Origin of the sequence: Mycobacterium sp. 852014-52450_SCH5900713 (genome assembly GCF_001667075.1) — a bacterium.
Taxonomy (GTDB): domain Bacteria; phylum Actinomycetota; class Actinomycetes; order Mycobacteriales; family Mycobacteriaceae; genus Mycobacterium.
The window spans coordinates 143,856-163,978 of record NZ_LZIL01000066.1; the positions used below are offsets into that span (position 1 = coordinate 143,856).

Below are 20,123 nucleotides of genomic sequence, written 5' to 3' on the forward strand. Positions count from 1 at the left end.
GACAGGGGCGGCCCCGCTGTCACTTGCGCGGTCGCAGCACCGGTGTCACCAGCGCACCGGTGTCGAGGTAACTCTCCAGGTTGCGGATCGCCAGCAGCGCCATCGCCCTGCGAGTCCGGGCGGTGGCGCTGCCGATGTGCGGGAACAGCACCACGTTGTCCATGTCCAGCAGCTCGGCCGGCACGTGCGGTTCGTCGACGAAGACGTCCAGACCCGCACCGGCCAGGGCGCCGCCGGCCAGCAATTCCACCAGCGCGCCCTGGTCGACGACGCTGCCACGCGCGATGTTGATGAGGTAGCCCTCGGGGCCCAACGCCTCGAGGACGCGCCGGTCGACCAGCTGGTGCGTCTTGGAGTCGCCGGTGGTGGCCACGACGAGGACGTCGACCGATTCGGCCAGTTCCACCGGCGAGTCGGCGTAACGGTACGGCGATCCGTCGATGCGACGACGGTTGTGATACGCGACGGCACAGTCGAATCCGACCAGCCTGGTCGCTATAGCCGAACCGATGCGGCCCAGCCCCAAGATTCCGACCTGCAGGCCGCTGACGTCGCGGGCGTAGGGGAATGGCCCGTCGCGCACCCACCCGCCCGCCCGCACGTAGCGGTCGGCGGCTCCGAAACGGCGCAGGGTCATCAGGATCAGGCCGAGGGCAGTGTCGGCCACGGTGTCCGAAAGCACGTCGGGCGTGTTGCTGACGCCGATGCCGCGACGCCGCGCCGCCGACAGATCGATCAGGTCAACCCCGGCGCCGTTGTTGACGATCACCTCCAGATGCGGCAGCGCCGCCATCGTGCCGGCGTCGACGCCTGGCGACCCCGACGTGAGCACCACACGAATGTCGGCCCCATGCTCGGCCAGGAAATCGGCCCGTTCGGGGCCCTCGGGAAGCTTCGAAATGTCGTAGCGCGCGGTCAGCTCCGCCTCGAACGCCGGCTCGAAGTCACCGACCCGCAGCGCGTTCCTGATCTTTTTTGTTGTCACCCGTCCATCATCGAGCGTCGACGAAATATTCGGGCGGTGGCCTTCGTTGTTGCCCTCGACGGTGTCGGACATTCCCCCGGGTACCACCTCAAAACCGTCGCTTCGAGCGACCACTTGCCGAGAGGCGCGAAGACGGCACCGTCCCAAATTGATTCAGTGCACGGGAAGCAATCCGCCTGCGGCTCGGTTGCACCGCCAATGCGCATTGGAGTTGTGTTCCCGCAAATCGAGCTCGGTGGAGACCCCGCGGTCGTGCGTGCGTACGGCGAGGGCGTCGAGGGACTCGGATTCACCCACATCCTCGCCTACGACCACGTGGTGGGCGCCGACCCGAACGTGCACCGCGGCTGGGATGGCCCCTACGACATCGATTCGACATTCCATGAGCCGTTCGTCATGTTCGGCTACCTCGCCGCCATCACCTCCCTGGAACTCGTCACCGGGGTCATCATCCTGCCGCAGCGACAGACGGCGCTGGTCGCCAAGCAGGCCGCCGAAGTCGATCTGCTCACCGGCGGCCGATTCCGGCTTGGCGTCGGATTGGGCTGGAACGCGGTCGAATACGAGGCGCTGGGCGAGAAGTTCACCAATCGCGGCAAGCGCTCCGAGGAGCAGCTCGAACTGATGCGCCGGCTGTGGACCGAACGATCGGTCACCTTCAACGGGGAGTATCACACCGTGACCGCGGCGGGGCTGGCCCCATTGCCCACCCAACGCCCGATCCCCGTGTGGATCGGCGCGGCGTCCGACCGCGGGCTGGAACGCGCGGGGCGTCTCGCGGACGGCTGGTTCCCGATGACGGCTCCCGGCCCCGGCCTCGACCACGCGCGGGAACAGGTGCGGCGCGCCGCCGCGGCCGCCGGCCGCGACGCGGAAAGCCTCGGAATGGAAGGCCGGGTCAGCTGGGCCGGCGACCGCGCAAAGACCGCGGCCGACATCGCGGCCTGGCGGGCCGCGGGCGCCACCCACGTGTCGGTCAACACGATGAACGCCGGCCTCGCGACGGTCGATGATCACCTCGCCGTGCTCAAGCGGATCGCCGGCGACCTGTCGTAGCGGAGCGACACGCTACCGACAACGTCGCTGGCACAAGCTCGTTCGCCGGCACATGTTTCCCCACGGCACTCCCTACGCGTCCTGAGCGTAAGGACGTGGGCTAGCCGGCGTCCGCTTCGACCAAGGTGAGATGGACCGCGTGACGGTTGGCCTTCGACGACTTGCCCACGCGTCCATAGGGTTCCATCGGTCCGTTATGGACTTTGACCGCTCCCCCGGTAGCGCAGTGCCGGCGCTGCCAGTCGCTGATCGCCTGATGGGCAGCGTGATCGAGGTAGTTGGCCACCAGGTGGATGGTGACCGTGGTGCGCTCGGGGATCGTTGCGAGCACACCCGTCAGCCGGGGCAGGGCCAGGAAGGTGCACGCCCCTTCGATGAACACATGCCATTCGTCGCCCACGGGCTTCGCCTCCACCCTGGCCCGAACCACCCGCCACCCGGTCACGATGACCGCGACGGCCAGCCCGATCATGACGCCATGCAACAGGTTCAGGAAGACGACGCCGACAATCGTCACCAGATAGACGATGAGGTCGCCGTTGCGCGAGGCGGTCTCGATGTGTGCGGGCTTCAGCAGCTCGATCCCGATGACGATGAGTAAGCCGGCGAGCGCCGCGCTGGGGATCTGTTCGACCAATCCCGCGAAGGGGACGGCGAACAACAGAATCCAGACCCCGTGCATGATCGTCGAGGCGCGGGTCTTCGCACCCGCGTTGACATTAGCCGCGCTGCGCACGATCACACCGGCGATGGGAAGCCCACCGATTGCGCCGGACACCATGTTCGCCGCGCCCTGCCCGATCAACTCCCGGTTGAAGTCGGTGCGCGGGCCGGTGTGCATGCGGTCGATCGAGACCGCCGTCAGCAGGCTTTGGACGCTGGTGATCAGCGTGACCGTGATCACCGCGACCACGACGGCGCCCCAGTTCCCGTCCGGAAGCTGCGGCAGTTGCAGCGCCTCCAGCACCGAGCCCTCCAACCTGATGCGGGATACGTTGAACGGCAACACGACCGAGATAGCCGTAACGACGACGATGGCGACCAGTGGGCCAGGGACCTTGGCCAACCGGGCCGGTGCCCAGCGCCAGGCAATCAGAATGGCGATGACGAGTAGGCCCAGCACGAGGCCCGGTCGGTGCGCGCCGACGATCTGTGCGGGGAGCCCGATGACATTTGTCCAGGCCGAGCTCTGCGATTCACCCCCGAGCAATACGTGCACCTGTTGCAGGGCGATGGTGATTCCGATCCCGGCCAGCATGGCGTGCACGACAACCGGTGAGATCGCCAAGGCGGCGCGCGCAATCCGGCTGATCCCCAGCATGACTTGCAGTGCTCCCGCGACGACGGTGATCAAACAGGTTACCGCCCAGCCGAACTGGGAAACCAGGTCGGCGACAACGACCGTGAGCCCGGCGGCCGGACCGCTGACCTGCAACGGCGATCCGCCGACACACCCGGCGACGATCCCGCCGACGATCGCCGCTATCAAGCCGGACAGCACTGGAGCGTCCGAGGCGATCGCGATCCCGAGTGACAACGGAAGCGCCACCAGGAAAACCACTAACGAGGCCGGCAAGTCGTATTGCATGGCCGCGCGCCACCGGTCAACTGAATTCGGTTGACCCTGCTGGAAGTCTTGGTGACCTTGCCGCCCGGCGTGTTGCATCGGCCCTCCCTGGAAATGTGCATGAGGAAGCGCGCCGGATATCAGCCCGTGATGCGCCCGGATAGTGCGATGTGAAGCCCTGTGGCACTGGCGATTTCCAATCGCCGGAGAACGTCGTTGTTCTGCTAAGCGCGCCTGGCCTATGCATATCGAAGGTATGGTGCAGCCAAGCGGGTCGCAACCTGACGGGCCGCGCGCATATCGAATGCAAATCTTTTGCTGCCGGTCGCTGTCGAGTGGCCGACGGCGCTATTCACCGAAATAGGTTGACGCGCGGTGCATTACTCCAGCACGAAGACCGGTATCTGCCTAGTTGTCTTGGTCTGGTATTCGGCATAGGGCGGATAAGCTTCGATGGCTAGCTGCCACCATTGCTCTCGCTCCGACCCGTCGAGTTCGCGTGCCCTCAGCGCGACGACCCTCTCGCCATCCTGCAGCGTGACCTCGGGATTGGCTTTCAGATTGAAATACCACGACGGATGCGCGGGGGCGCCGCCTTTCGACGCGACCATGGCGTAACGCCCGTTGCTTTCGACGCGCATCATCGGCACGTAACGCTTCTTGCCGGACTTCGCCCCGGTGACCGTCACCAGAACGACGGGCCGATCGAGAATCTCGACACCGTCGGTCGTGCCCTGTTTCAGGATTTGCTCGGTCTGCTCGCGTACCCAGTCCCTCGGGCTCAGTTCGATGTCGTCAGGCATACCTGATCTCAACACGTCGTCGCGCCGTCGTCATCCCCGTGCGCATCGCCGAACGGCCCGTCCGGGCGTGCAAGCGTAGAGTGGGGCCTCAACGCTTAAGTGAGCTAACTAATAGCGGAGAGGAGCCGGGTAGTGGCCCGCACCGAGAACGACACGTGGGATCTGGCCTCCAGCGTCGGAGCGACCGCGACGGCGGTCGCCGCGCAACGGGCGATCGCCTCCCAAGGGCCGGACCCCTTGCTGAACGACCCCTTCGCGGATCCGCTCGTTCGCGCCGTGGGCAGCGACGTCTTCGTCAAGCTCATCGATCACGAGGTCGACCGATCCGACGATCCCCTGCTGAATCGCCAGGCCGTGAACGAGCAGATTACGGTGCGCACCCGCTACTTCGACGACTTCTTCACGCAGGCAACCGAATCCGGTATTCGTCAGGCGGTGATCCTGGCGTCCGGGCTGGACACCCGGGCCTACCGGCTGGCCTGGCCGGCCGGCACGGTGGTCTACGAGATCGACCAACCCGAGGTCATCGAGTTCAAGACGCGAGTACTGGCCGAGCTGGGCGCCGAACCTACCGCCGAGCGCCGCACGGTGGCGATCGACCTGCGCGAGGACTGGCCGGCCGCGCTGGTCGAGGCCGGGTTCGAGGCGAACGCACCGACGGCCTGGAGGGCCGAAGGCCTGCTCGTCTACCTTCCGCCCGAGGCGCAGGACCGCTTGTTCGACCACATCGTCGGCTTGTCGGCGGCGGGCAGCCGGATCGCCACCGAACACATGGATCTGCGCAACATCCCGCCGGACTGGGCGAAGAAGCTGACCGAACGGTCGCAGCGTCTCGGTTCCAAGATCAACCTGGCCGAACTTTTCTACACCGGCGACCGCAACACCGCAGCCGAATACCTGGCCGGGCATGGCTGGCAAGTCGACATCCGGACGACCGACCGGGCCTTTGCCGCCCACGGCTTCGAAGTACCGAATGACGAGCTCGCTTCGTTCGGCGAAGACTCCGGTTACCTGACGGCGACCCTGGGGTAAGTGCGACTTCCCATGCATCAGCCCCGTTGACATATATCAGCCTGGTTGATATACATGTGGCATGTCTCAGCCGACTCAAGATATGTTCGAATCCGCCTACCGGGGCGAAGCCCCCGAGATGGGTGAAGGCAATCGGCCGCCATGGAGCATCGGCGAGCCGCAACCGGAGATTGCGGCCCTCATCGAGGCCGGGAAGTTCCATGGCGACGTGCTCGATGCGGGTTGCGGGGAGGCGGCGGTGTCGTTGTTCCTCGCCGAGCGCGGCTTCACGACGGTGGGCCTGGACCAGTCGCCCACCGCCATCAAACTGGCGCGCGAGAAGGCCGCCAGGCGGGGTCTGGCCAATGCCACGTTCGACGTCGCCGACATCAGTGCGTTCGGCGGTTACGACGGCCGCTTCGGCACGATCGTCGACAGCACCCTTTTTCACTCAATGCCCGTCGAGTTGCGCGAGGGCTATCAGCAGTCCATCGTGCGTGCCGCGGCGCCGGGTGCCTCCTACTTCGTGCTGGTCTTCGACCGCGCGGGCATGCCGGCCGACGGCCCGGTCAACGCGGTCACCGAGGACGAGCTTCGGGACGTGGTCTCCAAGTACTGGGTGGTCGACGACATCCGGCCGGCGCGGATTCACGCCAACGTGCCCGACAGCTTCCTGCAAGGTTTCGACGCCTTCGCCGGCGCAAACATCCGCGACGAGGGCAACGGCCGCAAGTCGATGGGGGCCTGGCTGCTGTCCGCGCATCTCGGTTAGCCGACGCGGACGGCCGGGCAGGTTTCGAGCCGTGGGATTCGGGAGATCCTGACTGGAGCAGCGCAGACGGTCAGAGGAGATCCCACGTGGACCAGCAAGTCAATTTCGACCCGCCACCCGCCCCCGAGGACGCTCGGCAGGCGACCGAGGAACAGCGCAAGTTGCAGGAGCAATTGGAGCACCCGAACGACGACCCGGACGCACCGGGATTACACCAGTCCCGACGCGACCTTCCCGACGAGAGCACGCGCTAAGTGGGTTGCTAGCGGACGGGGTGTCGCGCCGGCGCGATCATCGTCATCTGTTCTCCGGAGAAGGTTCGCGGATTACGCAGGCGGTCAGGCATTTTGATGATGACTCCCGACTCCGGTGTGCCGTCGGTCGCGAGCGAGCGCCATCGCGGCCAGCCATGTCAACGTGAGGCCGCCGAGGGCTGCCGTGGGGATTGCCCACGCGCGCCGGATCATCAGCGCGTCATCACATCGTGCGACGTAATTAGTGCCCGGGGCACCGGTTGATGAGGCCACATGATCTGGCCCGTTGACGGCACCCGAAGCTTGGGTCAAGTCAGTGGTGAATCCGCTGCCGCACTTCACTTGCCAGCCGTACTGGTCGTACGCGTCGATGAAGACCGGGAAGCGCAGCGCGAAAAGTCCGGCGGTCAGGGCCACTACGGCCACCGAGAAGATCAGGTGCGCGCGTGTGGTCATGTCGGCCCCTACGTCATGCAGACGTTGGCAAACAGCAGCACGGGCCAGGACACGATCGAGCCGAGAAAGGACACCACTAAATCGAGTCCGTGCATATCACGTAGATGGCTCGTATGGGTGGACGACCAGATCACCCCGACGATCAGATACGGCGTGCCCAGCAGGACGGCCAGGCCCAGGAGCTCAGCGATCGTCAACTGGTAGTCCAGTAGTTGGCGGAGCCTGTGGAGCATCGGCGTGCCTTTCGCGCGGGGACCTCTCCCGGGCGCGTCGGCGCAAGAGCACGGTCGGAGACCCCGTGGCGCCCGGTACGGATGGCGACTATGTTAATCGCGATTCGAGATATCGGGTAGCGCCCGTTGCCATGAAGCCATTCATTCGGCCGAGTGGTTTTCCTGAGCAGCACGGCGTTAGGGATCGCCGCACGTGTCGTCGCGCTCGAGTGACGCCAGGACAAGTGCAGCACCATTCCGACCTGAAGCCGGCTTGCGTCCTCCCTCAGCCGCGTTGCGTCCCGCCCCTCCCCGCCTTGCGGGGAGCCGTGTCCGATTTGCCGAGCAAGGTGATTTCCATCAGTCGGCGCACCGTCATGCGTGCGGGCTGGCTCGTGCCGGGCATGACGAGCTGACCGATGTCGACGGCGAGTGCGAGCGCAGCGTGTACGGCGTATCGAGCGCGGCCGAGGGTTAGTTCGGGTCGCGCCGCTACGGCCAGCCGCGCCCAGGATTCGACGGTGGAGCGATTGATGTTGTAGAGGAGTACCGCGTCCGTATCGGGCAGATTGTTGCGCTCCGTGTAGTAAACGCGGGCCAGTTCGGGGTTGGCGAACGAACGCGTGACGAAGGCGTCGATTAGCTGCGCGAGCGAGTGCTCCGGATCACCGCCGGCGGCCAAAATAGTGGACAGGTCACCGGAGACTTGGTCGGCGCCGCGCCGGTATGCGACTGCCAGTATCGCGGCCTTACTCGGAAAGTACTGATAGATGCTCGCCACCGGTATGCCGACAGCCGTGGCGATGTCCTCCATACCGGTTTCGCGGAACCCCCGCTCGTTGAACAACCGGATCGATTCATGCAACAGCAATTCGTAGCTGCCCACCGCGCTCGTAATCGCGGCTGCCCGTCGGGATTCCGACTCGCTCGCCGGCGGCACCGGCACGTCGGCCCTCAACACGGCGGCCGCGATGTCGGCCAACGTCGCCCGGACCTCTCCGTCGCCCAGCCGGGAACGGTGGTCGGTGATGCTGCCGATGACACTCAACGCCGCCACCGAGAGCACCCAACGCTGCCGTGATTGCAGTTTGGGCCGGAGTCTGATCAACGGCCGCTGCAGACGCCGGTTGACCAGCTTGACCTGCTCGGACAGGACTCTCTGGTCTTCGCCCTGCAGATAGCGGCCTTCCCACCGGTAAAGTCCCCCCGTTGTGCGGTTGACAATCGCGGTATCGATCAGCGAACCGATCAGTGCACGTAGCGTCTCCTCGGGATCGGCATCATCGGGCAGGTGATCGGCAAACTCCGTGGCGTCCACCAGCCGCTGCCCGAGTGCCAGGACCGCGGAGCGGAACAGGTCATATTTGCCGTGCGAATGCCGGTACAGCGCCGCCGCCGAGACCCCGACCCGCGCCGCAATGTTTTCCATGCTGACCGCGTGGTAGCCGAGCTCGCTGAATGCATCCGAAGCCGCCCGGGCGATCTGTGCCTTGCGATCTTTGGGGCGCCGCTTTACCGGCTTTGCGGAGGAACGGCTGGCCGGCGTCATAGAGATCACGGTAGCCGCAGTATGCGGGGCCGGGCGGACGCGTGGCTGACCAATTCGCGGACACGACCGCCACATCGCCGAGAATCCGGCTCGCCGCCGTCCTCCGGTCGGCCGAATGGCTTGGCATCGTGGCAAATCCGAAGCCCGATTGCTACCTTTGCGTCGTCGACGGCGACCCGCACGACGCATGAATCCGCTGGCCAACCGGGGACACCTCCCGCGTCCCGATGGATTCCACACTCTCCTTCGTGCGATGCGGCTTCGATGCCCTGCTGTTGAGCCAGCAGGCGAAGCCGCCCAGGACCAGGCCGACCGCGACACCGGCGTCCGGGCGCTGGCCGAGCATGAGCCACGACAGCACCCCGGCGACCGCGGGAATGACGGCGAACAGCATTGCCACCGCTGCCGCGCCGTGAGTATTGATGGCGCGGACGTAGAGGCTCACCGCCAGCGTCGCGTTCAACAACACCATGCCGGCGACCGCGAACACGGCCTGCCGGCCGTCGTGCACGGTGAAGGGCGTGAGCATTGCGAGCCCCGCGGCGGGAATCAGCCCGACCGCGTTCTGCAGTGCGCTCATCGTGCGAAAGTCGACACCGGCACAGAACCGTTGCTGGTAGACGCCGCCAGCCGAAAGCCCAAGCAACCCAACCCCAAGCAGCACGATGACCGGGTCGACCCCGTGGGTGGCCGCCAGCCTTCGCGCGCACGCGGCCAACACCGCGACGACACCGAAGCCGAGCGCGGCGATCCGGTGCGGACCCAGCGGCTCGCGCAGGAACACGGCGGCCAGGATCGCCGTGGCGACGGGGTTCATCGCGATCACCACCGCACACAGCACGGCCGGCGACCCGAGCTGGACGGCCTCGTAGAGGCAGCAGAACTGCACAGCTTGAATGAGCAGGCCGACCACCGCGACGTGGCCGAGCTGCGCTCCTCGCGGCCAGGGCGCCTTGGCCAGTACGGCCCATACCGCCAGAATCGTTGCGGCCAAACCGAATCGCAGCACCAACGCGGGCATGGGCGCCATGGCGGTCACGGCCAGCACGCCGATGGGATAGCCGAGCGCGTAGAAGAACGTTACCGCCGACGCGGTGGTCAGCGGCATCCGTGGCAGGTCCATGCGACCCATGCTGGCCCAGGCCGACCCCCGCGGTCCAACGATTATTGCTGATCGCGATTGATCACGTTGTCTTATCGGTGTGCGAGTTCTGTTATCGAAATACGTATGAGGGCCGTATCAATTGATCGAGATTGCTAATCGGACTATGGTGCGCCTATGGCCCAGGTGCTTGACATCGCGCCGCTGCGGAGCCTCGTCGCGGTCGCCGACTGCGGCGGGTTTCACCGCGCCGCCGCGGCGCTGCATCTGAGCCAGTCCGCGGTCAGCCAGCACCTCCGCAGAGTCGAGACCGTCGTCGGCCAGCCGCTGATCCAGCGCTCCGGCCGTGGCATCGTCTTCACCGAGACGGGCCTGAGGGCGCTGCGGCATGCCCGCGCGATATTGGCCGCGCACGACACAGCGCTCGACGACCTGGGCGCCACCGAACCAAAGCTCCTGACGATCGGGGCCACCGAGCACGGCGCGGACGTGATGCTGTCCGGACTGACCGGCGCGCTGCGCGATCGACTCCCCGACCGGCGGGTGCGCTTCCGGCTGGACCGCAACGTGTCCCTGGCCGACTCGATCGAACGCGGACTGGTCGACTTGGCGATCATGCTCGACGGGGCGGGCTTGGACCGCGCCAATGCCTCTGGACTGGTTCGGCTGCAATGGATTTCGGCGCGAACGTTGGCCGTTCCCGCACGAGAACCGCTGCCACTGGTGATCTTCTCCGAGCCGTGCACCTTGCGTGAGCCGGCCTTCGCCATCCTCGAAAGCCACGGTATTGCCTATGAAATCGCCGCCGAGTGCGGCGATCTTTCCGGGTTGTACGCGGCGGTGCGGTCGGGGCTCGGGGTGGCGCTGCTGCCGATGATCGGCAAGCTGCCCGACGGCCTGTGCCCGGCCGAGGGACTGCCGCCGGCCAATAACGCATCGGTTCTGGTTCGCGGCCGAGCAGGCATCGACCCGGACCTGCTGAGCACGGTCGACGGTGCAGTGCGTGACGTGCTGGCCGCCACGGACTAACCGCAGCTTTGCTGCGCCGCCTCCCAATACCGTATTTCCTTCTCTGTCAGGTGATTCGAGGTGCGGCATGGCGATGCAGGTAATCGAGGACGCCGCGGTTCGGTTGGTAGACGATGTCGCTGTCGTCATCGAGGTGGCTGAAGGCCGTCAAAATGCGACTGCTGTTGGTGTACCTGCCCGGGCATCCGGTGCACTCGTTCGACGGCGCCGACTGCCCGCCCAGCGTCGGACCCTGCTCGAAGGCCGTGGGCTCGAAACCTTGCGACAACCGCCGGCAGGCAGCCACCAGTCCGCCTGGTGGCGGTTCACAACGCGGCGGTAAGCCTCCATAACGCTGCGCGGTCCACAGACGCTGAGCGGTCGATCGGGCTGATCACCACGTCGGTGGCGCCCGCATCGCGATAACGGCGCAGCTGGCGCACGACACGTTCCTCGGGTCCGATGGCGGCGAGCTCGGTGACGCTGGCGAGTCCTTCCCTGGCGATTACGTTGCGATACGACGGGATGCTCTCGTAAAGGCTCAGCTGTTGCGCGGCGATGGCCCGGCCTCCCTCGACATCTTCGGACAACAGCACCGGAACGGCGGCGATGATGCGCGGCGCGGGACGACCCGCATCGGCCGCCGCCCTGGTGATCTCCGGCACGATGAATTCGCCGATCGTGCGGGGCCCGGCCAGATAGGGCAGTGTTCCGTCGGCAAGTTCGCCGGTGACCCGCAACGCCTTTGGGCCCATCGCGGCCACATACACCGGGATCGGCGTTCCACCGGCGACCTGCACCGGCCAGGTCGGACCTGCGCTGAGTTCGCTGCCGTGAAAGTCGACGCCGGCGGTGTTGAACACCGACCCGAGGATCGTCAGATGCTCCCGTAATCGGGTGATGGTGTTCGACCAGTCCATGCCGAATGCCTGGCGTTCGATCTGGCGGGCACCCAACCCAAGCCCGAGGCTGAAGTTGCCGTGCGCGGCGGCTTGTGCCGTCTGCGCCAACGAGGCGACGATCAGGGGGTGGCGCGGGTTGATCGGCACCACCGACGTGCCCACCCCCAGTCCGGGGACCGCAGCCCCGACGAGCGCCGCTAGCGTGATCGCGTCGTAGTTCTGCTGCTGAGGCAACCACACCTGGGTGACGCCGTGCCCGTAGGCTTCTCGGGCCTGGTCGATCACGTCGTCAACCAGGTTGGCAGCATCCGGGCGGGCCATGAGGATGATTCCGGTGGGCATACCGACAACCAACCGAGCCACCCGGCCGGTCATTCCGATCGCATCGCCGGGATCGAAAACTTGCACACGTGACGTCATACGCCCGACGAAGCGTTGACCGGTTTGAACACATATCGCTAATCTGCGCAAATGCCGGTGGAGGCTCTCCGGGACGACAAGCCGGTTCCGGCGGCCAGTCTGAGCCAGCGCCGCACGTTAAGGAGTTGTCGGCATGATTGATCCCTTCGCCCCGCTCGCCGGCAAAGTCGCCTACGTGACCGGGGCCGCCCGCGGCCAGGGCCGATCCCACTGCGTCCGACTGGCCCGGGCCGGCGCCGACATCGTCGCGATCGACGCGTGCGCGCCGGTCGCCGAACACAACGGCTATCCCCCCGCGCTCCCCGAGGACCTGGCCGAGACCGTCAGCCTGGTGGAGGGCGAGGGCCGCAAGATGCTCGTCGCCGAGGTGGACGTCCGCGACCTGGCCGGCCAGCAGCGGGTCGTGGCGAATGCGATCGAACAGTTCGGCCGACTCGACATCGTCGTCGCCAACGCCGGCGTGCTGAATTGGGGCCGGGTATGGGAGATTTCGCCCCAACAATGGCAGGAAACCATCGACACCAACCTCACCGGGCTGTGGAACACCATGAAATCCGTAGTGCCGCCGATGATCGCGGCTGGTAACGGCGGATCGATCATCAACATCAGTTCCGCGGCGGGGATCAAAGCCGTCCCGGGCTGCGGACATTACTGCGCAAGCAAATTCGGCGTCGTCGGGCTCACCAATTCGCTGGCCGTCGAGCTCGGCGAGTTCGGTATCCGCGTCAACTCGGTGCACCCGTACGGCACTGACACCCCGATGGGTAACGACCTGTCGATGTACCAGGTCTTCCAGGACCATCCGCAGTACATCCACAGCTTCTCGCCGGGCGCGCTGCCGACGGACTCACTGGCGGCGCCCGACCTGATCTCCGACATCGTGGTCTGGCTGGCCAGCGACGCGTCGTCCTTGGTCACCGCCGCCCAAATCCCAGCCGACAAGGGGTATTTGAAGATCTGACGTCCCGGCAGGCGGCTACTGCCCGCCTTTGCGGGCCAGATCGACGGCGTACTGACTCACGAAGGTGCCCGCGGCCGGGTCACCTTTGCCGCACGAGCCGTCGGATTCACCGGGACGTTTGATCCACAGGTAGGCGTCGGCGTGGGCGCCCGCGGTGGCCGCGGTGGGCGGCGTGCCCAGCGCCCGGCCGCTGGGGTTGCACCAGTTGAGCTCGGAGTCCGGCGCTGGGCCGGCGCCGTTGCGCGACGTGTCGATCACGTAGTGCGATCCATTTGTGAGCCCGGAAATCGCTTCCCCGTAGCCGATTTCGTCCTCGGTGGTGAAGAAGTTCGCGGTGTTGACGCTAAAACCGCGCGCGTGATCCACGCCCGCTTGCTTCAGCCTGCCTGCCATGTCCTCGGCGCTGTGCCAGCGCAGGTGACCGGCATCGACGTAGACGGCCGCGTTCGGATCCCGAGTCAGCGTGTCAACGGCGTAGCGGACCAGGTCGTAGCGCTCCTGGCGCTGATCGGCCGACAGGCAATCGGCCATCGCGAGTGCGTCGGGCTCGACGACAATCGCCACCCGCGAGGCACCCACACCGGATGCAATGCCGTCGATCCAGCCTCGGTAGTCGGCGCCCGAGCCCATTCCGCCCGCAGCGAAGCTGCCGCAGTCACGGTGTGGGATTCCATAGATCGCCAGGACGGGGATGGCGCCGGCAGCGTTCGCATCGCCAACGTACTTTCCGACCGTGCCAGCCGATGGGCCCGGAACGATCCAGTACGCCTGCGGTGTGTTGGCGATGGCGGTCAACTCGGGGCTCGGCGGGTCGGCGCTCTGGGCGGCGCGCATGGCTGCCGAATTGGGATTGACGTAGAACGGCGCTCCGGCCAACGGGTCGCCGTCACTGGCCAAGCGCACCGCCGGGGCGGAGCCGACATGCAGCGGGCCCAGCCAGGCGACGGCCGCAACGGTCAGGACGGGAGCAACACACCGCGCGAGGGCACTGGCAGCTGACGAGATCACGGTAGGAAAAGTAGTGCTTCGACGCGTTGATCGCGAATCGATGTCCATCGCGCGACGTTGTCGAGGTGCGCCGAAAAAATGGCAGCGGACCCCGACCCCTTTGACCCGGCGACCGAAGCGCTCGCGGCCTTCGGCAAGCAAGTCACCGCGGGTGGGCGGCATAAAATGGGTAACCTCGCATCGAGATGAAGCGTGACGAGCCGATGAGTCGGGTGGGGCTGCCGGCGGTTGTCCGGTCGCTGGTCTTCATATTGGCCGCGGTCCTGTTCCTCTTCGGCCTTACGGGTGGGATGTCCGTGGCGACCGGTGCTGCCGCGCCGGGGCCTCCGCAGGGTTGTGAGTCGCAGCAGGGGGCGCTCGATTCGGTCAATGCCGAGATCGCCCGCCACAACGCCCAGCCCCATGACTTCGTCGTGCCTAGGGAGCAGGCAGCCGCCGACGCTTACGATGCCGAAGCCGCCCAACTGAATGCTCGCGGCAGTCAGGCGCAAGCGAACCTCAACAATTGCGCCGCAGCCATAGCCAAATTGGCCGACCACGGAACGCTGCCCAGACCCTCCCAGGACAGGATCGACAAGATCAACGCCGCGAAGGCTGGCCTGCCGCCGGGTTATGCGCCGCCTGCGCCGCCGCCCAGGAATTCGCTCGGCGGGGTAGCGGTTGCTCCCCCGATGCAGCCAGTCTTCAAGCAGCTGCGTCAAAAGGGGCCTTGGCCCGATGATCTGATACTGCAGGGGCAGGCCAAACCGGGCGTCGGCACTCCCGACCCGGCGCGCAACGGCGCGCCGATACCGGGCATGGCGAGCGATCCCTCGCGGCCTGCGGTTGTCGTGGACCATATTGTTCCGATCGCTCAGCTGATGTACGTGCCCGGCTTCCTCAACCTGCCCGCCGAATACATGTACGTGGTGGCCAACTCACCACGAAATTTGCAGTGGCTGTCGGCCTATGCCAATGGCATGAAGAATTCGGACAGCATCGCCAGGATCGGTGACGCCGACCCCAAGTGGGTCCAGGAGCAGATACAACTGGAGAATGACACCCGCGCGACGTTGCAAGACCTGATCAACCAGTTGCTCACGACACTCCCGCCCAGCCGATGACAGTGGAAATTGCGGAAATCGAAACCATTCTCGGAAGTGTCGCGCACGCCGAGCCGGTCATCCTCGCCGAAATCGGACGCACCGCGGATGTGCCCGAACGCTGGCGGCCCATCGCGCAATCCGATGCGGCGGAAGCCCGGTGTGCGGCCGCAATGTCGCTGTGGAACAGCGACTTCCTGGAACTGGTGCCCACCTTCGCCCACGCATTCAAGACCGAACTCGCTGACGTCCGACTCGGCCACGTCATGGGGGAAGCGGTCCTGGTCTACGCCGTCGAGCATTACGATGCCGGCCGGCGGCACGTCGTCTGTTGGATCGGCTGGGACCCAGCGCTGTGCAAGACCACCGAATTGCGGTTCGCCGAAGCGATCCCCGATGCCGTGCGCCGCTTCTACCGCGAGGCGCACGCCGGCTTCGTCGGTCCCGACTGGATGTCCAACGGCCCCATTCAACCTCGGCACCTGCAGACCTACGCCGAATACCTGGGGTGCCCAGATGGACTACCGGAATCCAACTGGCCGCGAGACGCGGTAGACCCCACGCGCCTGCTGCTCCTGGCCACCACCGCGGACTCACACGTGTGCCTCTCACCTGACCTTCCCCCGGGGCAGGCCGTCACCGTCTACGGCGGGGTGCCCGAGGATCCAGAGGATTTCGGCACACTGCTTGATGAGACGATGACCGCCCAATTCGATGAAATCGCCTGAGCCCCAATATGACAACGCCCTATCACGGTAACCCGCACGGCGGAGCACCCTGGCCGCCGCAGCCGCCCTATGGGCCGCCACCCCTACCGCAACCGGTATATGGGGCGCCCCCACCGCTCCCCGGGCCGTGGGCCCCGCCCGCGGGCGGCTGGTGGGGGCCACCCCAGCCTGGGCCGCCGCGTCGGCGTAGAAAAGGCTGGTTGTATGCCGCGCTGGCGGTCATCGTGATCGCCGTCGGCGGCGGCATTGCGACCATCGCGGCGTACCACCACTACCACAACAGCGACCCCACCAAGATCAAGGCGTTGATCAACGCTTTCTCCGAATCGGTCAGCAAGGGTAATCCGCAAGAAATCGCCGGCCTCATGTGCCGCGAGGAAGCCGAGCCGTATCTGGATTCCGCAGCAGACCCGGGAGGCGAGGTGGCCAACGCGGCCAAACCAAAATTCAAGATCGGGGCTGTCGTGGTGCGCGGCAACGCGGCGTCTGCAAACCTCATGTTCCAGGACAACGAATCGCAGACGATGTACTTCCGCAAAGAAGAAGGCCGGTGGACTGTCTGTGCACCCGCGAAGGATCAGCTGTAGTGCCGACCCCTCGATGCGTTCCCGGCTTCGGCTGATAAGCCGCGAATCACCGGTTCAGGATCGGCCTGAGGTCGTCGAGGCGGTCGAATAGGTGCCAAATGTATCCCGATGATCCGTTCTCGCGATGCGGATGCAGATCGGCGATTTCCGGGTCGTTGCAATAGCTGTCGAACGCCTCTCGCGATTCCCATTCCACAAGTATCAGCACTTGCCGAGGCTCGATGTCGCCGACAACCGCATGCTGGAAGCTCCCGAGCGCGACGACGCGACCGCCGTGCTTCGCCACCTCGGCGGGTGACCGGCGTGAGTATGCGCGGTACTCGTCGGCGTCGGCGATATCGAAAAGGTTCAGGGCATAAACGGTCATGGTCGCAGACGTTACGGGGCCGGATAACGCGCCGGCAGGTGGCCGGTGCTCCACAGCGGCGTTACCGGCTGGATGTCGGCGCGTTAGGGTGCCTTGGTCGGCCGCCGCTAACCGGTCGATAGAAAAGTTGAGCAATTCATGACCGCAGCAGCAGAGAAGGCAACGCTCGAATCGCGCGTCGGCCACTACTACCGAGTCGACGACAGCTACCGGGTCGCCGCTGAGAAGGTGCGCGAGTATGCCCGCGCGGTGCAGGACTATCACCCCGCGCACTGGGATGCCGCGGCCGCCGCGAAGCTCGGATATTCGGGCCTGGTTGCGCCGCTGACGTTCACGTCGATCCCCGGCATGGTCGCCAACCGGCACCTGTTCGAATCGGTGGTCGTCGGTTACGACATGTACCTGCAGACCGAAGAAGTCTTCGAGCAGCATCGGCCGATCGTGGCCGGCGATGAACTGCACACTGACGTTGAGCTGTCATCGGTGCGCAGAATCGCGGGCAGGGATTTGATCACCGTGACCAACACCTTCACGGACTCGGCCGGCGAACGGGTGCACACCATGCACACCACCGTCGTCGGTGTCACCGCGGACGATGTCGATCCAGCGATGCTGAGTGCCGCGGAGAACGTCGTGATGCACGACGTGAATCTCGCCGGAATCGATACCTCCGAAGCCGCATACCGCAAAACGGAACGTCCCGAGGCCGACGTGCGGATAGCCCAAGGTGGCACGCAACGCGTCCCGGGCACGCTCTCCTTCGATGACCTGAAGGTCGGCGATGAGCTGCCGGTGCACCACGCCCGACTGTCGCGCGGCGACCTGGTGAACTATGCCGGCGTGGCCGGCGACGCCAACCCGCTGCACTGGGACGAGAACGTCGCCAAACTGGCGGGGCAGCCCGACGTGATCGCCCACGGCATGCTCACCATGGGTTTGGGTGCCGCGTTTGCCTCCGCATGGTCGGGCGACCCCGGTGCGGTTACCCGCTATGCAGTGCGCTTGTCGCAGCCCGCAATCGTGTCGGCCGCGGGCGGTGCAGACATCGAGTACAGCGGCCGGATTAAGTCGTTGGACCCGGCGGCCCGCGCCGGTGTGATCATCGTCGGCGCTAAATCAGGTGGCCGGAAGATCTTCGGTTTGGCGACGTTGAACATCCGCTTCCGCTGAATGGCCGCCCCGCGGCGCGGGGGGCAGCGACGAAGGCCACCACGTTGGGGTCCGGCGCGGTGCACGGGTGGCTTTAGCCGTGAGCGTGTACCGGGATAACGAGATTTGCTCTCCCGCAGTCGTTTCGACGAGATGGTGTACTCGAGTGACTGCGCGTCACCGCGCCATGTTGGAGAACCGCGACAAGTGCAGCTGGTGCGCGACCGTGACGGTCTTGGTCGGGCCGTTACGGTGTTTGGCGAGAATGAAATCCGCCTCTCCTCCGCGCGGATCGTCGCGCTCGAACGCGTCCGGGCGGTTCAACAGGATAACCATGTCGGCGTCCTGCTCCAGCGATCCCGACTCACGAAGGTCGGACAGCATCGGCTTCTTGTCGGTGCGCTGCTCGGGGCCGCGGTTGAGCTGGCTGATCGCGACAACGGGGACCTCGAGCTCCTTGGCCAACAGTTTGAGTTGGCGCGAGAATTCCGAGACTTCCAGCTGCCGCGACTCAACCTTCTTTCCCGACGACATCAGCTGCAGATAATCGACCACGACCAGACGCAAGTCGGCCTTCTGCTTCAGCCGGCGCGCCTTCGCCCGGATCTCCATCATCGTCAGGTTCGGCGAGTCATCGATATACAGTGGCGCCTCGCTGATCTCGCTCATCCGCCGTGCCAGCCGCGTCCAGTCGTCGTCGCTCATGCGCCCGGAACGCATATCGGAGAGTTTGATTTTCGCTTCCGCCGACAACAGCCGCATGACGATCTCGGACTTGCTCATCTCCAGCGAGAAAATAACGCTGGCCAACCGGTGCTTGATCGAGCAGGACCGCAAAAAATCCAGTCCAAGCGTGCTTTTGCCCACCCCGGGACGAGCCGCGACGATGATCATCTGCCCGGCATGCAGACCGTTGGTCACCTCGTCGAGTTCGGTGAATCCGGTCGGCACCCCACGCGCCACGCCGCCGTTGGAAGCGATGGCGTCGATCTCGTCCATCGTCGGCTGCAGCAGATCCTCCAGCGGGACGAAATCCTCCGTCGTGCGCCGATCGGCAACCTCGTAGATCTCCGCCTGCGCGCGATCGACGACCTCGGCCACGTCGGCGCCCTCGGCCCCGGCGTAGCCGTACTGCACGACGCGCGTGCCGGCCTCCACCAGCCGGCGCAGGAGCGCCTTCTCGGCCACGATGGTCGCGTAGTAGCCCGCGTTGGCGGCCGTGGGCACGGTCGAGATCAGGGTGTGCAGGTATGGCGCCCCGCCGATGCGGCGCAGCATCCCCCGGCGGTCCAGTTCGGCGGCTACCGTCACCGCGTCGGCCGGCTCGCCGCGGCCGTATAGGTCCAAGATGGCGTCGTAGACGTTCTGATGCGCGGGGCGATAGAAGTCGCCGGGCCGCAACCGTTCCAGCACATCGGCGATGGCGTCCTTGCTCAGCAGCATGCCGCCCAGCACCGCCTGCTCCGCCGCGAGATCCTGCGGTGGCTGACGGCCGAAGTCCTCACTGGGCGCCGACGAATCCATGCCCGACGCCAAGTCATCGACGACCGCCATGGATCCCTCCTCCCCTCCCACGCATCCGAACGTACATTCGAAAACCGCTCTCGTCAGCGTAAGTCAAGGAGCCGACACTTTCGCCCCACAGCACTCGCACGCCTCGCGCCGGGACGACGTTAGACGTTGCTAGCTAGTAGGTAAAAGGGCCGCTGTTCATGAACCTGTGCATCGTGTGTGCATATCCTTCGACACCTGTGTTGAGTGGGGTGTGGAGAACCTGTGTATGAACTCAAGGGGCTCTGACATCGGTGCTGTTAAGGGCCATGTAACGCGATGAAAATCGTGTGGACAAGAATCTCTACGGCGTGTCGTCGCAGGTTACTGCGCCGGGCGTGTTGGCTTTCGGCCATATTTTCGCAGCGTTACGGCAGGGTAAATAGGGTCCGCCGAACACCCCGTGGCGATAGTTCGCTAGGACGCGCGTCCGCGACCATCCGCCCTGACGCCAGGCGGCGTGACCGCAGCACAACTGAGCCCGGGGGGGGGCGCCGCAACGCCCCCCCCCGCGCCGGGCGAACTGGGGGGGGGGTGTAGGCGGGGGGGCCCAGAGCGCCCGGGCGGACGGGGACGGCGGCGGAGCGGGACGC

The 20,123-nt window shown here is 65.9% G+C and carries 22 protein-coding genes; 10 read left to right on the top strand and 12 right to left on the bottom strand.

All coding sequences use genetic code 11. The features are described 5' to 3' along the window. Nucleotides 1-19: 19 nt before the first annotated feature. Nucleotides 20-1,057: a 2-hydroxyacid dehydrogenase gene (locus A5773_RS20535; protein WP_197507899.1), complete on the bottom strand. Its 1,038-nt coding sequence runs from the start codon at nucleotides 1,055-1,057 to the stop codon at nucleotides 20-22. Nucleotides 1,058-1,183: 126 nt separating this feature from the next. On the opposite strand from A5773_RS20535, the gene A5773_RS20540 reads away from it, so the two are divergent. Then, complete coding sequence (locus A5773_RS20540) at nucleotides 1,184-2,041, top strand: LLM class F420-dependent oxidoreductase (RefSeq protein WP_066954778.1); 858 nt, start codon at nucleotides 1,184-1,186, stop codon at nucleotides 2,039-2,041. A gap of 100 nt (nucleotides 2,042-2,141) precedes the next feature. Here A5773_RS20540 and A5773_RS20545 read toward each other — a convergent pair whose 3' ends face one another. Together A5773_RS20545 and A5773_RS20550 are read right to left on the bottom strand one after the other, a co-directional pair. After that, nucleotides 2,142-3,629: a SulP family inorganic anion transporter gene (locus tag A5773_RS20545; protein ID WP_066954781.1), complete on the bottom strand. Its 1,488-nt coding sequence runs from the start codon at nucleotides 3,627-3,629 to the stop codon at nucleotides 2,142-2,144. Between the two features lie 359 nt (nucleotides 3,630-3,988). Further along, nucleotides 3,989-4,411 carry a nitroreductase family deazaflavin-dependent oxidoreductase gene (locus A5773_RS20550; protein WP_066954784.1) on the bottom strand — a complete coding sequence of 141 codons (423 nt, stop codon included), beginning with the start codon at nucleotides 4,409-4,411 and terminating at the stop codon, nucleotides 3,989-3,991. Between the two features lie 132 nt (nucleotides 4,412-4,543). Between A5773_RS20550 and A5773_RS20555 the strand changes: the two genes are divergently transcribed. The 3 genes from A5773_RS20555 to A5773_RS26355 all read left to right on the top strand — a co-directional run bounded on the left by A5773_RS20555 (nucleotide 4,544) and on the right by A5773_RS26355 (nucleotide 6,448). Then, the gene (locus A5773_RS20555) at nucleotides 4,544-5,443 is read left to right on the top strand and encodes a class I SAM-dependent methyltransferase (RefSeq protein WP_067792341.1); all 900 of its coding nucleotides are present in this window, start codon (nucleotides 4,544-4,546) and stop codon (nucleotides 5,441-5,443) included. A 61-nt stretch (nucleotides 5,444-5,504) separates the two neighbouring features. Next, the gene (locus A5773_RS20560; protein WP_066954790.1) at nucleotides 5,505-6,194 is read left to right on the top strand and encodes a class I SAM-dependent methyltransferase; all 690 of its coding nucleotides are present in this window, start codon (nucleotides 5,505-5,507) and stop codon (nucleotides 6,192-6,194) included. Between the two features lie 86 nt (nucleotides 6,195-6,280). After that, nucleotides 6,281-6,448: a hypothetical protein gene (locus A5773_RS26355; protein ID WP_197505791.1), complete on the top strand. Its 168-nt coding sequence runs from the start codon at nucleotides 6,281-6,283 to the stop codon at nucleotides 6,446-6,448. Between the two features lie 84 nt (nucleotides 6,449-6,532). On the opposite strand, the gene A5773_RS20565 is transcribed toward A5773_RS26355, so the two are convergent. The 4 genes from A5773_RS20565 to A5773_RS20580 form a co-directional block, all read right to left on the bottom strand. Next, nucleotides 6,533-6,904: a hypothetical protein gene (locus A5773_RS20565; RefSeq protein WP_066954792.1), complete on the bottom strand. Its 372-nt coding sequence runs from the start codon at nucleotides 6,902-6,904 to the stop codon at nucleotides 6,533-6,535. A gap of 8 nt (nucleotides 6,905-6,912) precedes the next feature. Beyond that, the gene (locus A5773_RS20570) at nucleotides 6,913-7,137 is read right to left on the bottom strand and encodes a hypothetical protein (protein ID WP_066954795.1); all 225 of its coding nucleotides are present in this window, start codon (nucleotides 7,135-7,137) and stop codon (nucleotides 6,913-6,915) included. Between the two features lie 265 nt (nucleotides 7,138-7,402). After that, nucleotides 7,403-8,665 (bottom strand): TetR/AcrR family transcriptional regulator, encoded by a 1,263-nt coding sequence (locus A5773_RS20575; RefSeq protein ID WP_067792344.1) that lies wholly within the window; start codon nucleotides 8,663-8,665, stop codon nucleotides 7,403-7,405. Nucleotides 8,666-8,816: 151 nt separating this feature from the next. After that, nucleotides 8,817-9,773 (bottom strand): DMT family transporter, encoded by a 957-nt coding sequence (locus A5773_RS20580; protein ID WP_082948322.1) that lies wholly within the window; start codon nucleotides 9,771-9,773, stop codon nucleotides 8,817-8,819. Nucleotides 9,774-9,944: 171 nt separating this feature from the next. Here A5773_RS20580 and A5773_RS20585 point away from each other — a divergent pair, with 171 nt between their 5' ends. After that, nucleotides 9,945-10,796, top strand: coding sequence for a LysR family transcriptional regulator (locus tag A5773_RS20585; RefSeq protein WP_066954801.1), 852 nt, complete (start codon nucleotides 9,945-9,947; stop codon nucleotides 10,794-10,796). Nucleotides 10,797-10,842: 46 nt separating this feature from the next. Here the strand turns inward: A5773_RS20585 and A5773_RS20590 are convergent, their stop codons facing one another. Together A5773_RS20590 and A5773_RS20595 are read right to left on the bottom strand one after the other, a co-directional pair. Next, nucleotides 10,843-11,082, bottom strand: a complete 240-nt coding sequence (locus tag A5773_RS20590) for a hypothetical protein (protein ID WP_156659601.1) — start codon at nucleotides 11,080-11,082, stop codon at nucleotides 10,843-10,845. A 19-nt stretch (nucleotides 11,083-11,101) separates the two neighbouring features. After that, the gene (locus A5773_RS20595; RefSeq protein WP_066954813.1) at nucleotides 11,102-12,019 is read right to left on the bottom strand and encodes an LLM class F420-dependent oxidoreductase; all 918 of its coding nucleotides are present in this window, start codon (nucleotides 12,017-12,019) and stop codon (nucleotides 11,102-11,104) included. 211 nt (nucleotides 12,020-12,230) lie between these two features. Between A5773_RS20595 and A5773_RS20600 the strand changes: the two genes are divergently transcribed. Further along, on the top strand, nucleotides 12,231-13,058 hold the full coding sequence (locus A5773_RS20600; RefSeq protein WP_067792347.1) for a mycofactocin-coupled SDR family oxidoreductase: 828 nt from the start codon (nucleotides 12,231-12,233) through the stop codon (nucleotides 13,056-13,058). 15 nt (nucleotides 13,059-13,073) lie between these two features. Here A5773_RS20600 and A5773_RS20605 read toward each other — a convergent pair whose 3' ends face one another. Continuing rightward, nucleotides 13,074-14,066 (bottom strand): glycoside hydrolase family 6 protein, encoded by a 993-nt coding sequence (locus A5773_RS20605; RefSeq protein ID WP_156659603.1) that lies wholly within the window; start codon nucleotides 14,064-14,066, stop codon nucleotides 13,074-13,076. 185 nt (nucleotides 14,067-14,251) lie between these two features. On the opposite strand from A5773_RS20605, the gene A5773_RS20610 reads away from it, so the two are divergent. The 3 genes from A5773_RS20610 (at nucleotide 14,252) to A5773_RS20620 (ending at nucleotide 16,463) form a co-directional block, all read left to right on the top strand. Continuing rightward, on the top strand, nucleotides 14,252-15,169 hold the full coding sequence (locus A5773_RS20610) for a hypothetical protein (RefSeq protein ID WP_067792350.1): 918 nt from the start codon (nucleotides 14,252-14,254) through the stop codon (nucleotides 15,167-15,169). Then, nucleotides 15,166-15,876 (top strand): hypothetical protein, encoded by a 711-nt coding sequence (locus A5773_RS20615; RefSeq protein ID WP_156659593.1) that lies wholly within the window; start codon nucleotides 15,166-15,168, stop codon nucleotides 15,874-15,876. Before A5773_RS20610 ends, A5773_RS20615 begins: the two co-directional genes overlap by 4 nt. Before the next feature lie 200 nt (nucleotides 15,877-16,076). Further along, nucleotides 16,077-16,463, top strand: coding sequence for a hypothetical protein (locus A5773_RS20620; RefSeq protein WP_066954742.1), 387 nt, complete (start codon nucleotides 16,077-16,079; stop codon nucleotides 16,461-16,463). A 46-nt stretch (nucleotides 16,464-16,509) separates the two neighbouring features. Here A5773_RS20620 and A5773_RS20625 read toward each other — a convergent pair whose 3' ends face one another. Then, nucleotides 16,510-16,830, bottom strand: coding sequence for a DUF1330 domain-containing protein (locus A5773_RS20625; protein WP_066954738.1), 321 nt, complete (start codon nucleotides 16,828-16,830; stop codon nucleotides 16,510-16,512). A 138-nt stretch (nucleotides 16,831-16,968) separates the two neighbouring features. Between A5773_RS20625 and A5773_RS20630 the strand changes: the two genes are divergently transcribed. Next, on the top strand, nucleotides 16,969-18,000 hold the full coding sequence (locus A5773_RS20630; protein ID WP_067266487.1) for a fused (3R)-hydroxyacyl-ACP dehydratase subunits HadA/HadB: 1,032 nt from the start codon (nucleotides 16,969-16,971) through the stop codon (nucleotides 17,998-18,000). Between the two features lie 156 nt (nucleotides 18,001-18,156). Here A5773_RS20630 and dnaB read toward each other — a convergent pair whose 3' ends face one another. Then, nucleotides 18,157-19,533: a replicative DNA helicase gene (gene dnaB, locus A5773_RS20635; protein ID WP_066950837.1), complete on the bottom strand. Its 1,377-nt coding sequence runs from the start codon at nucleotides 19,531-19,533 to the stop codon at nucleotides 18,157-18,159. Nucleotides 19,534-20,123 lie beyond the last annotated feature (590 nt).

Excerpts from the sequence above, each read along its gene's own strand:
- A5773_RS20570 (WP_066954795.1), bottom strand. The coding sequence starts at position 7,137 with ATGCTCCACAGGCTCCGCCAACTACTGGACTACCAGTTGACGATCGCT.
- A5773_RS20540 (WP_066954778.1), top strand. The coding sequence starts at position 1,184 with ATGCGCATTGGAGTTGTGTTCCCGCAAATCGAGCTCGGTGGAGACCCC.
- A5773_RS20545 (WP_066954781.1), bottom strand. The coding sequence starts at position 3,629 with ATGCAATACGACTTGCCGGCCTCGTTAGTGGTTTTCCTGGTGGCGCTT.
- A5773_RS20585 (WP_066954801.1), top strand. The coding sequence starts at position 9,945 with ATGGCCCAGGTGCTTGACATCGCGCCGCTGCGGAGCCTCGTCGCGGTC.
- A5773_RS20600 (WP_067792347.1), top strand. The coding sequence starts at position 12,231 with ATGATTGATCCCTTCGCCCCGCTCGCCGGCAAAGTCGCCTACGTGACC.
- A5773_RS20615 (WP_156659593.1), top strand. The coding sequence starts at position 15,166 with ATGACAGTGGAAATTGCGGAAATCGAAACCATTCTCGGAAGTGTCGCG.
- A5773_RS20595 (WP_066954813.1), bottom strand. The coding sequence starts at position 12,019 with ATGCCCACCGGAATCATCCTCATGGCCCGCCCGGATGCTGCCAACCTG.
- A5773_RS20625 (WP_066954738.1), bottom strand. The coding sequence starts at position 16,830 with ATGACCGTTTATGCCCTGAACCTTTTCGATATCGCCGACGCCGACGAG.
- A5773_RS20550 (WP_066954784.1), bottom strand. The coding sequence starts at position 4,411 with ATGCCTGACGACATCGAACTGAGCCCGAGGGACTGGGTACGCGAGCAG.
- A5773_RS20565 (WP_066954792.1), bottom strand. The coding sequence starts at position 6,904 with ATGACCACACGCGCGCACCTGATCTTCTCGGTGGCCGTAGTGGCCCTG.
- A5773_RS20630 (WP_067266487.1), top strand. The coding sequence starts at position 16,969 with ATGACCGCAGCAGCAGAGAAGGCAACGCTCGAATCGCGCGTCGGCCAC.
- A5773_RS20580 (WP_082948322.1), bottom strand. The coding sequence starts at position 9,773 with ATGCCGCTGACCACCGCGTCGGCGGTAACGTTCTTCTACGCGCTCGGC.
- dnaB (WP_066950837.1), bottom strand. The coding sequence starts at position 19,533 with ATGGCGGTCGTCGATGACTTGGCGTCGGGCATGGATTCGTCGGCGCCC.
- A5773_RS20575 (WP_067792344.1), bottom strand. The coding sequence starts at position 8,665 with ATGACGCCGGCCAGCCGTTCCTCCGCAAAGCCGGTAAAGCGGCGCCCC.
- A5773_RS20560 (WP_066954790.1), top strand. The coding sequence starts at position 5,505 with ATGTCTCAGCCGACTCAAGATATGTTCGAATCCGCCTACCGGGGCGAA.
- A5773_RS20535 (WP_197507899.1), bottom strand. The coding sequence starts at position 1,057 with ATGTCCGACACCGTCGAGGGCAACAACGAAGGCCACCGCCCGAATATT.
- A5773_RS20610 (WP_067792350.1), top strand. The coding sequence starts at position 14,252 with ATGAAGCGTGACGAGCCGATGAGTCGGGTGGGGCTGCCGGCGGTTGTC.